We start from the raw sequence: 12228 nt of genomic DNA on the forward strand, positions 1-12228 counted from the left end.
TGCTGATCATTCCTCATACGTTGTCTTTGTTCCCAACGCCCCCGTCTGGGCAATCAACCGGATCAATCATGATCTCCAACCGGGTTCGCGCGAACCGAGGACCTTTCCTTGCGGCATGCCGAGCCACATATCCTACGTCAGCAAGACGCCCTCACAGCGATGACGGCGCCGACATGGCTGGAGCGACGGCTTTTGGCTGCGCTGGGAAGATGGCTCAACTGGTCGTCGAGGATCATGATTTCCTTCCTGTTTTCGAGCGTTTGGAACGGGAACTAGCGGCTATTCAATCGCAAGCAGATGCTGTCGAACGCGCTAGCCGCTACCATCCCCATATCGCTGGCGATCCAATCCATGCCCCATGAGATCTGCGCGGACGCGGTTATCAACGCCAGCTTTCAGCAGACGATCTTCGAAATTGTGACGGACCGAATAGATCACGTGCTTTTCACTTTCCATAAGCCCGTTATCATGAAGGAAGTTGTTCACATCCGAGGACAGCGTCGCATTGTTTTCGCGATAGCTTGGGAAGCCGTTGGGGATTGCCCGAAACGCTTCAAGACTAACGCCAAGCAACGGAATGACCCATATCGAATTCCTGTTTTTAATTTCACGCCCCTTGCGAGGCTTAATTGACAAATGAGGGATGTCAGCATCGAGACAGAATTGGTCTGGCAAAGCGCAGGCTGCTTCGGACGGATGGTAGCCGGTGTTGACCATACCCAACAAAATTGCACGGGCTTCAGGGTCCAGCCCTGATAGCGCACCGGGACGAAGAATTCTGGTTTTCATCCATTCATCCGAGAATGGCGGCCTGGGATCCTTGGCCCCTTCTTTGAAGGCCCATCCGCTGAGCGGAAGTTCCAGTCCAAGACGCTTCATCCTGTTCACAGTTCGCAACATTTTGCCAAAGTGGGTGAAGTCCTTGTTTGCCGTACTTGCCACAACGTCACCAAGCTCGATGTGTTCTAACCAGTATTCCCAAAAATTAAGCATATCATCGGCGGAAATCTCATTGATTGGTTTGTCGCCAACAACATGAACAAAATTCTTGAAGGCCTTCTTGATCGGGTCTGCGCAGCGGCGTTTTTGGTCTAGGCTTTTGTTCAAAACCATATCTTTGGCGAGCGGCCAATATTGCTCCAAAGCCTGCGTCACCGTCATCATTGGCTCCTGTTTGGTCCCCAGAATGGCTGCCGCCTCCCCTGGATCAGGCTGTTGGTTACGGGCTGCAATTGTTTCGATCCGTTCAAGCAGCTTGTCGACTGGCAATTGTACCACCTGATCGATTGGCAGATATCGAACTCCTTTCGCAGCCGCCAAATTCTGAACTGCTTCATAGTGCTTTGCAGCATCACCATCATTGCCAGTCAAACGAGCTGTCCAAAACGCGATCTGCTCATCCCAGACCGCAGGTGCCTTGTCAGTGGCGAGTTGACGGGAATCTGTCTTCAGGCTGATCCAGACCTCTTTCCGACGCTCAATCTCCTGAAACTCCGCTAGGACACGCCAGCGCAGATATCACTGATTTCCACGTTGCATCACAAACATGACACACCCTCAAACGGACCTGCTGTGTAGCAGTTTTGGGCTATTTCGCGGCCCTGAAAGGCGAGAAAATAACCCGCGTGAGGGCTAACTACTCGCAAATATTGGGTTTTCAAGATTTGGTCATGGCGGAGACGAAGTCCGCTGTTACAAGGTCCGACAGGTTACTTTGCTTTCCGGTAAAGTCTTTGTTTATAAGAGATAATTCGTGGAATAGCGTCCGAAGCGGTCTTGCTTTTTCCGGCGACATCCAGCACTAAAAGGGGGAACAATAAGGGGGACAAAGTTATATGGTGCGCGCAAAATGAATGGGGTTCTGACGGCAGTTTTTGTAAAGAATATTAAGGAGCCGGGAGTCTACAGTGACAAGGGCGGATTGGGTCTCCGTTTGAGGGTCAAGCCAGATGGGCGCAAACATTGGCTTCAACGCTTCACGCTCAATGGGAAGGTACGCGAGGCTGGATTGGGGCGCTACCCTATCGTATCGCTCGCAGACGCGCGAAATGAGGCCTTGGACAACAAAAGGGCGGTTCGTGCTGGCTTAGACCCAATAGAAGAAAAGCAGAAACGGCAGCGCGGCGTCATGTCATTTGCCGAGGCAGTAGATGCCTATCTGGACATCAAGGTCTCTGAGTTCCGAAACGAAAAGCACAAGAAGCAGTGGCGCGCGACCTTGGATACCTATGCCAGTCCGATTGTCGGAACCAAGCCGGTGCGGGACCTGACCCGGCAGGACATTCTTGCTGTTCTCGAACCCATTTGGACTGTGAAAACCGAAACCGCCACACGGCTGCGGCAGCGGATGGAGGCCGTCCTGTCCTGGGCCATTGTATCGGGACACCGGGAGGCCACCAATCCGGCAGTCTGGAAAGGCAATCTTTCCGAGGTTCTTCCGAAGCCAGACCGGGTCAAGCAAAAGAAGAACCACCCGGCGGTACAGATCGCGGATATGCCTGGGTTCTGGCGAGAGCTGGGCAAACGCGATGGCATGGGCGCTGCAGCTCTTCAATTCGTGACCCTGACTGTCGCCCGATCCGGTGAGGTGCGCGGCATGACCTGGGACGAGGTGGACTTGGATGCCGCGCTCTGGATTATCCCCAAAGACCGGATGAAGGCGCGCCGGGAACATCGGGTTCCGCTGTCGCCCGCCGCTGTGGCTTTGTTGCGCAGCCTGCCGCGTATGCGGGGTTGCGACTACGTGTTTTATTCCAACAAAGGCGGGCAATTGTCCGATATGTCCCTCTCAGCCGTGATGCGGCGCATGGACGAAAGCGCCCAAGCTGAGAATGGCAAGCGGTTCCTGGACGCAAGGTCCAATCTGCCCGCCGTGCCGCATGGCTTGCGCTCCACCTTCCGAGACTGGGCCGCAGAGCGCGGCGTTGACCATACCTTGGCCGAACTCGCCTTGGCGCATAATGTCGGCAGCACCGTTGAGCGAGCCTATCGTCGATCAGACTTGGTGCAGCGCCGGGTGGAACTGATGCAAGATTGGTCCGAGTTCGTGGGAGCGTAGGGCGGAAATCGTACTTTTGCTGCAGGAGCGCTCAAGCTGATCCGACGGCGGCAAAGCGGACGCTAGACTGTCGAGGTTTCGCCTTGGGGCGGCGTGCTCACACGAAGGGCGGATTCCGGTCATTCGCTGCGAATGCAAGATCTCTGAGCCATTCATATCACAGTGGACATTGAGCTCGCCGTTGCAATCGAGCCGCGCCCCACGTTACATCTCTTGCCAAGCTGCCGTTTGGCAGGAGCCTGATTGCACTATGAATCTTGAAAAACCAATGATTTATTGCTGGCCGAGAAGTCAGCGTTAGAGCACACAACTTAGAAAGCAATAAAGTGGCTAAGTTTCACATCAGAGCAAGAACCATCGACCTTCTCGGTCGTCAACAGATTGCCAGCATTTCGACGGCGATAAGTGAGCTCTTCAAAAATGCACATGATGCTTATGCCACAACAGCGGAAGTCGACTATTTTCGAGACGATGGCTTATTTGTCTTAAGAGACGATGGCCTTGGGATGACCAAGCAGGACTTTGAAGATCGTTGGCTAACACTCGGAACCGATAGCAAGGTTGGTTCGTTTGCAGGCCTTAAGCGTCCCCCGGTTGACAGCGGGCAAGAGATTCGTCCGCTACTTGGCGAAAAGGGTATAGGACGGCTAGCAATTGCAGTTATCGGCAGACAAGTACTGGTACTAACTCGCGCGAGAGTTGACGGAAAAGCTGAGGACAGCATTACCGCTGCCTACATCCATTGGGGCTTGTTTGAGCTACCTGGGATCGATCTCGACGAAATAATTATCCCACTTGAAACTTTCAAAGCTGACACCCTGCCGAACCTTGAAGACGTGCAACAGATGGTAGCGAAAGCCCGGGATGGCTTGGAAACCCTATCCAGCCGAATAGACGAGAAGGTTGCTAAGACTATCCGCGATGACATGGAGGCTTTCAAAGTAGATCCTAGAGACGCATCAACCTACCTTGGCCAGCCTTCTTTCGAATTGAATCGTTCAGGCACCCATTTCTATATACTGCCTGCAGATGAGATTATCCAAGAAGATATTGATAACAGGGATGAATCAACCAAGGCTACAAGGTTCGAGAAAAACCTCATTGGCTTCACAAATACCATGACGCCAGACTTCCGGAAGCCAAAGATCACTACCAGATTCAGAGATCATGTAGACGAAGGAGAAGCTCTAGAGAGAGTTGGAGAAAAAGCCTTCTTTAGCCCTGACGAGTTCAGGCAAGTCGATCATCATTTCCGAGGACGCTTTGATGAATATGGTCAATTTCGGGGCTCTGTTGGTGTATATCAAATGCTACCAACGAAATATATTCTCAACTGGCAAAATTCTGATGGCAAGCCAACCAGTTGTGGTCCGTTCGACTTTTCCATGGCAGTGATCCAACCGACGTCAATTGACTCGTTGGTTGACCCTATCGAACATGCCAAAATCAAAAATAAACTCGCTCGCTTCGGCGGTGTTTACATCTACAAAGACGGCGTCCGAGTTCAGCCGTATGGTGGCCCTGACTTCGATTTCCTCGATGTTGAACGCAGGCGGAACTTGCGAGCAGCAACAGCGTACTACTCCTTCCGAAATATCATGGGGGCTGTTGAACTAACATCAAGAGACAACCCCAACTTGGTCGAGAAAGCAGGGAGGGAAGGTTTCCGCGAGGATAAAGCTTATCGACAGTTCCGAAGCATATTGATCAATTTCTTCATACAGTCGGCAGCCGATTTCTTTAGGGAAAATGGCGGTAAGTACTCGGAAGAATGGGTTGAAAAGCGTGAAGAATTGCAACACCTTGATAAGGTCCGAAAGGCCCGAGAGAAACAGTCAAGGGGCAAGAAGGACAAGTTCGGTGAACAGTTAGAGAGGTTCTTCAAGGTAATAGACTCAGGGCAGCTGCCAAAAACCATCTCCAGTACCGTTTCAGATTTTGAAGCGGACGTACTTTCCGAACTCAATAGCAAGAAGAATCCGCAAGCGAAGGCGCTTGCAATTGGCCGCCTAGAAGCAGAAGCGAAGTTGCATTTGGACCAACTCCGTAAGGAACATGCTATCTCAAAACCTCGAGGCGTTGGTCTTAACACTGAACTGCGCAACAACTGGGAGGCCTACCAATCAGAAATGGGCCGGATAACGAATGATCTGGTGTTGCCGGCAGAAAAGGCGATTGAGAACATCGTCACAACAACCGTAAAAAACAACAAGCTGAACCTTGAACCGGGTCTGCGGCTAAATGCAGCTGTCCAAAAGCACACAAGAGAGACCCTTTCAACCATGAAATCCCTGCGGACGCAGACAGAGGAGACGCTCACCGACCTGACACGCACGGTAAGGGATACAACAAAAAACAGCTTTCGAAACGTGTCGAAAGTCGTTGATGAGGTCCTCGCCGAACTTGAGGCCGTTAAAGGTAAGAAGCAGGCAGAGTTCGATTTCTCAAAACAGCGGGAGGCTTTCGAGACCTTGGTGGCTGACGCATTCGAAGAAGAGAGCGAAAAACTGCGGAAGATCTACAGTCAACTCGACGCTGTTCTCTCATCAACCCAATCCAGCGGTTCAGATATGGTCGAAGTCACTGAAGCGCTGGAAGAGGAAGTCGTCGCGCTTCGCGAGCGCCAAGAGGTCGATTTTGAGCTCGCCCAAATTGGGATGGCGCTTAACACGATTAATCATGAATTTGGAAAGACGGCTGGTAGCTTGCGAGACGGCCTTAGACGCATGAAATCTTGGGCCCATGCCAATCCTGACATGAAGCGCCTATACGATGACATGCGCGTCAATTTTGATCACTTGGACAGCTACTTGGCATTGTTCAACCCACTAGACCGGAAGCTTCAGTCGACAGCCGTCGATATCAAAGGCAGTGACATATTTCGATTTGTGTCTGACTTGTTTGAAAAGCGGCTTAAACGTCACAATGTACAGCTGGTCGCTGATGAGGGGTTTAAGGCTCATACTCTTCATGGGTTTCACGCAGACTTCTATCCTGTCTTCGTCAACCTAATCGATAATGCGATCTATTGGGCGTCCAGTGCGAGAAACGACGCGGGCATCATTGAACTGATTGAAGACAATGGCGACCTTTGTGTCAGAGACAACGGTCGTGGAGTGAGTAGCATTGATGTCCGAAACATTTTTGAGCTCAGCTTTACTCGAAAGCCGGGCGGGAGGGGTATGGGACTGCATATTTCAAGGCAGGCGCTTGGCCGGCTTGGTTACGAACTGAACATAGATCCACCGACGCCCAGTTCTGGTGCGTGTTTCCGTATTTCAAAAATTTCTTCAGAAGAGTTTGTTTAGATGACTTTTGCAGATGATCAAGTCAATGCAGCCAGCGCTTTCGCCCATACGATGATAGTTGTCGATGATGAACCCATCGCTGATCCCGCTGAGGCGGAAACTATCACAAAAACTCAAACTCCCGGTAGGCGAGACGCTAAAGAAGCATCAAGCGCGCCGGACCAGCCAGTTGCTGAACCTGAACGCAAGACTACGCATCTTTTGGATGCAAAAGCCTTGATAAAAAGCGCGCTGGATTTGGGCTTGGTCTGCTCTGTGGTTAATCCAAGCGGAGATGAGGACAATGTCGCGAAAGGTGTGGCCAGAGCTTCAATCCGCGCGGATATCATCTCTCTTGATTGGCACATGCATGGCGATGATGATGGAGATTTGGCATGTGAAATCATTGCTGAAATCCTTCGCAACGATGCGGCGATTGGAGGCCGCTTGCGGTTAATTGCGATCTACACCGGCAACAATAATGAAGAGAAAATTCTTGGACAAATCGAGGCACGGTTGAATGATAGAAAAGATCAAAATACTGAAGTTGTCAGAATGGGTCAGGTTCTTACCAACGAGACTGGACTTCGCTTAGTCTGGCGGCAGAAAGCAATGCTAAACGAAAAGTTGGAGGGCGCAGTCAGTGAGGCACAGCTTCCACAGGAGCTCTTGGCCGAATTTGCCAAGCTTTCGTCCGGATTGTTGTCAAATGTCGCACTTGCGACAATCTCAGCTATGCGGGACACAACGCATCACGTGCTAAGCAAGTTTTCTGAAGCGCTCGACGGTCCGTTCTTTCATCATCGTGCGCTTCTCGAAAACCCCTCAGAATCAATGGACTATGCGGTTTCAATTGTGATTAGCGCCTTGAAATCTGAGGTCAATAAGTCCGAGATTGCAGAGAGATTTACGACTACAGACGCAGTAAGGCGACGTCTTCAAGCAATGGCGAATGGAAGTGACGATTTCACTCTGCGCTATCTCAAAGGAGATCAAGAAAAAGAGTTCAACTTTTGCTTGGATGATATTGAGGCAATTATAGAGCACGGACACGAGAAATGGCCGGAAGATTTAAGAAAGGTGGCCGAGGCAAGAAAGCAGAACGCGAGCAACCCAAAGCCAACTAAAGAAGGCTTCAAGAAATATTTTTCGACAGTTTTTTCCGAATCCAGGGATGCAGCCACAGATGCAATGATGCACTTTTCGTTCTTGACCAATTCTAGGTCTAGCGAATTGAGCTTAGTGCATCGGAAAGTACTGCCGAAGTTGGAACTCGGATCGGTAGTTTTCTCCGAAAAACTAGGCTACTTGCTTTGCTTACAAGCCACTTGTGACGCTGTACGTGGCGATGGACTGTTTTTCTTCGTGCCTCTAGTTGCTGCAACCGCTTCCCCTGAAATAGTGGTGCCGCACAAATGCAAAGAAGGAAAACCCAATTACATAGGGCTTCAAGTACCCCCAAAGTGCTACACAAAATCGCTTTCATTGAACTTCGGTACCATCGACAGCAAGATCGGTCGAATTCCCGTAAATTTTGATGAACAAAATGGCGTATTCCAAGTGCTGGACGCCGAAAAAAATGAGTACCGATGGTTGGCAAACCTAAAGTACAAGAGAGCACTACGAATTGCTCAAAATGTCAGCCAACAGATGTCTAGGATCGGCTTCGATGAATTTGAACCGTTCAAGTAGCTAACAACGGGATACTATACGGTGTAAGTTGCGCGAGCTTCTGGAACCTATGTCAACGCCTTCGTTATTTCCACAGCATGCCGCCTGATGAACTCTGGCGGCAATGCGTTACCGATCATAAGAGCAACCTTGCCGCGACCCTCGGAAAGATCAAACTGATAGTCAGCAGGAAACGTTTGAAACAGTGCCGCTTCACGTAGACTTATTGCACGATCCTCCTCTGGGTGAAGATATCGCCCTTTTGACGGATTTCCGCAGCCACCAGTCATTGTGGGCGACACCTTGTCCCAAGACATCCGTCCATAAACATCGCGAAAGCCCGACTTTTTGTTCTTATGACAATCAAGCACCAGATGTTCTGGTAGCGATATTCTCGATCCCCCGTCCTTCGGTATATTGCGGATGATTTCCGCTACATGTGGAGCTCTGTTTGGAATATGGTCATGTAGCGGGTCACCTGCTTCACCAACTGGCGCAAGCCGAACGGCATCGAGACATTTGCGAACCGTAATAATCTCTGACTTTTCAGCACCCTCGACTTGGCCAATCTTGGATGCGAGCAAAATCATTCTGTGTCGGCGTTGAGGAACACCGTATTCCGAAGCATCCTCCACCCTTACGTTTTTCCGCCCAACTTTGTATCCGAGGACCGATATTCTCTTAAGGAAAGTCTTGATACGGTTATCTTGAGCCAAAGCAGGCACATTCTCCATCATGATAGCTTTGGGTGAAACAGCCTCAACAATCCGCAGAAACTCAAAGAGAAGATCGTTACGGTCATCTGCGACTGCATTAGATTTTTTGCGAGTTCGTAGCGTTGAAAAACCCTGACAAGGTGGGCAGCCAGCCAGCAAGTCTAGTTCTCCCCGTTTCAGGCCGATGGTCTTCAACAACGCGGCCGCTCCCACTTCACGTATGTCATTTTCGAAGCAATGAACATCAGGGTGGTTAAGCCGATAAGTTGCTGCGGGGGTTTTTTCCTTTTCGACACCAGCCAACACGTTAAAGCCCGCTTGTTTCAGTCCCAGTGTCAGTCCGCCAGCGCCAGAAAAGAGGTCTACGGCTGTTAATCTGTTGTCGTGTCTTTTGGGGGATTTCCCGCTCATTGTTGTTTTCGCCCAATTGCGCGCCGATTAACGGCGCATAAGTTACTGGTATTGTTGTATTTTTTTAGTTGAGAAGATACTCAATGCCAAAGATTTTTTCAAGATACTATGATTTTCCTGCTTGGCTGCAACTGATTTGGTACCTGATGCTACAGGAAAAGTCGGTTTTAGCTGCGTCCTAGCGTTCCACCGGCACTGAGATCCACAGCAACTAGCCGGACATACTGTTGCTCTCCGAAGAAGGAAGCAACGTAAGCGTCACCTGCAGTGTCAAGCACGAGCGATGAATGGCAGCTCTGGAGCGCCGCGCCGCAGCATCTTGACCCTCTGGTCAATGTCCGGACTGGGCCGTCCATGATGGGGTGGACGACCTCACAATCGAATATGCTGCAACCGATCTAACGGCGGCAGGGAGCCCACACCGGACCTATCGAAACTGTGCTGCGCGCGCTCGCGGCAAGAAAAGCGCTAAGCTTGCAACGAGGATGACGCCGCGCCGCGGCGCGAAAATCGGCCATCAATAATCGGCGCAGCGAAGATAAGCTGGCGATCTGAATGTCGCGGACTTTCTTTCTAATGACTAAGCGTCGGGTTCTAAATTTGGCAACCTACGAAGTGCAACGCCCGTGTTCGGCGCCCGTCAGTGCGGATCGTGGACATGCCGGTCTCAGCGTCGCTCTCGTCGAGCACTGACGCACCCGTTTAGAAAAGGCACAACCCGCAGGAAGTTTTCGTTTCCGTGTTCACGATGGATGGGCGTACTACGATCCTCCAGACTCGCAAAAACTCGCTAAAGTTTACCTTTGGATGAGGATGGGCTAGGCTCCGATCATAAATGGTCGAGAGGGACTTAAAGATGGGGTGCCATGGCTGGGGCGTAGGAGATAGATGTGTTTGTATCTCCAGTTTTTTGACAATCGAACAGCAGATTGGCGGGCCTAATCTGCAGACGACTATCAGTGTTGGCGACCAAGGCATGGTCACCAAGAAAATCGATCACATACCTCACGCCCACACACTCCTAGTTCGTTGGGACAAAGTGGGTAGAACTTTGCCGGTGCCTGATGACCAAATTCAAAATCTCAAGAACCTATCAGCAGGCTAAGCTTGCACTAGTTGAATTCATATACGATAAGCCTTTTTGGGGCCTTAACGGGCGTGTCAATTGGTGGGGGTTGCGATCCGTTGGCAGTATTCCCGCGCTCAAAGTCTCCTATTTAGTTCTTTTTTTAGTTCCAGTTACTGCCCGATATGATGCGGTAACTGAAGCGCTAGGGTTGTACAATTGGGTCATGATCGCCAGTTTTTTCTCTAGTTTGTGCCTTGCCGTTGCAAACTTGATCTACGATATTTTCTGTCCAGTTATAGTCAAACGCTTCGCTAGCCCAAACGACATGTATTTCGAAATGCTCAAGATTAAGGAAAAGTCTGCCTCTCTGTATCCTCAAGACAAATTTGATGCCTGCTTGGAGCATTGCCAGAAATCGTATTTCCATTTCTCAGAAAGTTCAGGGCGCGCCGGCAAGATTTGCGCCATTCTGTTTCTGTCGTCAGCTTTTCTATTTGCCGTTATTGTCCTTGAGAGGCTGTTTCAGGTTTTGTGGGCGGTTATTACCTAGCCAGCGTAAGATATTCTTCTAACGCGCTTCATCATCCTTGAACCAAATGCCAACGACCGCTTCGACGATTTGGCCCACTACGCAGCAACGGACACGCTAAGTATTCGGATATATGCTGCGGCAGCGAAGGTTCGGAATTCTATGACTGCTTCGTCCGCATTGTGTGAATTCGCCCCTCACCTGATTTTGCGGTTGCGGCGAAAGTCCGCAATGACGGGCCGCACTGCAGCATCCCGACCGGGACGTGAAAGGCAGGAATGGGCCGTTTCCGGTCATTTCAAGCGTCAGTGATTCGTATAGCTCATGTCATTTTAGCAACCATAGATTGCATTTTGCGGTTTTCGCCAGGTGTGCCGCATCGGGCGGTTTTCAACAAAACAAGGCGATTTTGGCGTTTCAAAAATAAGTTCGGAACCCATGAAGATTGCTACCTAACATAAGGCCCCCTGAAATGGCCTCAAGTGGTTGAAATGGCGCCTGTAATTGCCCGCCTTGGCGCGCCCTTCACAGATCGATTTTTAGAGTGTTAATCGGTCTTACGAAGCGCTTATCGGCGGTATTTGCTTCATGTCGGTCCCGATGCGCCAACATCGGAACCGACGAGACTTTGGGACATCCGAGAGGCGCCCTGATCTCAGACATACTGCCACCCACTTTCCCGCGTCAACAGGGTTGGCGCGGGGCCAGGAAAGGTGTGCCAATGCACGAATATATCTGTCGCCGACCCGATGTTGAGAAAATGGTCGGCCTGTCACGCTCCACGATTTACGCGATGATCGCGGAAGGGAGCTTTCCGAAGCCGGTCAAGCTGGGCAAGCGCGCCGTTGGGTGGCGCGAAGCCGATCTGCGCGCCTGGCTGAACAGCCGCCAGGTGGAGGGCTGAACGATGCAAGCAGTTCTTGAACAGCCCCGCAGCGCCGCGCCCGCCGTCAGTCACCGGGAAACCGATGATACCTATCATAGCGTCATCGTCCGCCATGGGCCATATCGCGTTATCATTTGCCGGGATGACCATCAGTGGATTTTCCAGAAACGTCGCAAGCGTTTTAAGCCGGGGGGAACGGGGTGGAACTATCTCGCCTATGTCGCTTCCAAAACATCGCTGATCCGTATCGCCCTGGAGTATAGCGGCCATGCGTGGCCGGAATTGGAGGCACTCCCGCCGAACTTCCGCAAAGGAGGTCTGTCATGAGTGCCGCACAAGAGCTGACCCGCGCTTTGCGCGGGTCCTGGCGGGGGCATTACGGGGTGGCGTGCTGCCCCGCCCATGGCGACAAGACCCCGAGCCTCAGCATCGCGGATGGCACAAGCGGGCGGGTTTTGCTCAAGTGTCACGCGGGCTGCAGCTATGCGGCAATCAGCGCCGCGCTGTCCTCCGATCTGCGCCCGGTGAATACCCACGAGACGCGGGCAGATGATCGGGCGGCACGTCAGGCGGCGCGCGCCCGCGCCGAGAAAGCCAGCAA

Annotated in this window: 9 protein-coding genes; 7 read left to right on the top strand and 2 right to left on the bottom strand. The window is 51.4% G+C overall.

From position 1 onward, the window contains the following. Positions 1-312: 312 nt before the first annotated feature. Positions 313-1371, bottom strand: coding sequence for an integrase (locus ACJ5NV_RS13880; protein WP_411644602.1), 1059 nt, complete (start codon positions 1369-1371; stop codon positions 313-315). Between the two features lie 478 nt (positions 1372-1849). Between ACJ5NV_RS13880 and ACJ5NV_RS13885 the strand changes: the two genes are divergently transcribed. The 3 genes from ACJ5NV_RS13885 (at position 1850) to ACJ5NV_RS13895 (ending at position 8037) form a co-directional block, all read left to right on the top strand. Then, positions 1850-3058, top strand: coding sequence for a tyrosine-type recombinase/integrase (locus ACJ5NV_RS13885; RefSeq protein WP_411644603.1), 1209 nt, complete (start codon positions 1850-1852; stop codon positions 3056-3058). A 326-nt stretch (positions 3059-3384) separates the two neighbouring features. Then, positions 3385-6366, top strand: coding sequence for an ATP-binding protein (locus tag ACJ5NV_RS13890; RefSeq protein ID WP_411644605.1), 2982 nt, complete (start codon positions 3385-3387; stop codon positions 6364-6366). Continuing rightward, positions 6367-8037: a response regulator receiver domain gene (locus ACJ5NV_RS13895; RefSeq protein ID WP_411644606.1), complete on the top strand. Its 1671-nt coding sequence runs from the start codon at positions 6367-6369 to the stop codon at positions 8035-8037. It begins immediately after the preceding gene. 47 nt (positions 8038-8084) lie between these two features. Here the strand turns inward: ACJ5NV_RS13895 and ACJ5NV_RS13900 are convergent, their stop codons facing one another. Beyond that, on the bottom strand, positions 8085-9143 hold the full coding sequence (locus ACJ5NV_RS13900; protein WP_411644608.1) for a DNA cytosine methyltransferase: 1059 nt from the start codon (positions 9141-9143) through the stop codon (positions 8085-8087). Positions 9144-10207: 1064 nt separating this feature from the next. Between ACJ5NV_RS13900 and ACJ5NV_RS13905 the strand changes: the two genes are divergently transcribed. From ACJ5NV_RS13905 to ACJ5NV_RS13920, 4 genes are all read left to right on the top strand, one after another. Then, positions 10208-10762, top strand: a complete 555-nt coding sequence (locus ACJ5NV_RS13905; RefSeq protein WP_411644609.1) for a hypothetical protein — start codon at positions 10208-10210, stop codon at positions 10760-10762. 700 nt (positions 10763-11462) lie between these two features. Continuing rightward, entirely contained in the window at positions 11463-11645 is a 183-nt protein-coding gene (locus ACJ5NV_RS13910) for a helix-turn-helix transcriptional regulator (protein WP_411644611.1), read from the top strand. Positions 11646-11648: 3 nt separating this feature from the next. After that, positions 11649-11954 carry a hypothetical protein gene (locus ACJ5NV_RS13915; protein WP_411644613.1) on the top strand — a complete coding sequence of 102 codons (306 nt, stop codon included), beginning with the start codon at positions 11649-11651 and terminating at the stop codon, positions 11952-11954. Continuing rightward, a partial coding sequence (locus ACJ5NV_RS13920; RefSeq protein WP_459167124.1) for a hypothetical protein occupies positions 11951-12228 on the top strand: 278 nt, incomplete at its 3' end. The genes ACJ5NV_RS13915 and ACJ5NV_RS13920, both read left to right, overlap by 4 nt.

It is taken from the genome of Loktanella agnita (genome assembly GCF_046640325.1).
Classification (GTDB): Bacteria; Pseudomonadota; Alphaproteobacteria; order Rhodobacterales; family Rhodobacteraceae; genus Yoonia; species Yoonia agnita.

Excerpts from the sequence above, each read along its gene's own strand:
- ACJ5NV_RS13915 (WP_411644613.1), top strand. The coding sequence starts at position 11,649 with ATGCAAGCAGTTCTTGAACAGCCCCGCAGCGCCGCGCCCGCCGTCAGT.
- ACJ5NV_RS13900 (WP_411644608.1), bottom strand. The coding sequence starts at position 9,143 with ATGAGCGGGAAATCCCCCAAAAGACACGACAACAGATTAACAGCCGTA.
- ACJ5NV_RS13905 (WP_411644609.1), top strand. The coding sequence starts at position 10,208 with ATGACCAAATTCAAAATCTCAAGAACCTATCAGCAGGCTAAGCTTGCA.
- ACJ5NV_RS13895 (WP_411644606.1), top strand. The coding sequence starts at position 6,367 with ATGACTTTTGCAGATGATCAAGTCAATGCAGCCAGCGCTTTCGCCCAT.
- ACJ5NV_RS13885 (WP_411644603.1), top strand. The coding sequence starts at position 1,850 with ATGAATGGGGTTCTGACGGCAGTTTTTGTAAAGAATATTAAGGAGCCG.
- ACJ5NV_RS13910 (WP_411644611.1), top strand. The coding sequence starts at position 11,463 with ATGCACGAATATATCTGTCGCCGACCCGATGTTGAGAAAATGGTCGGC.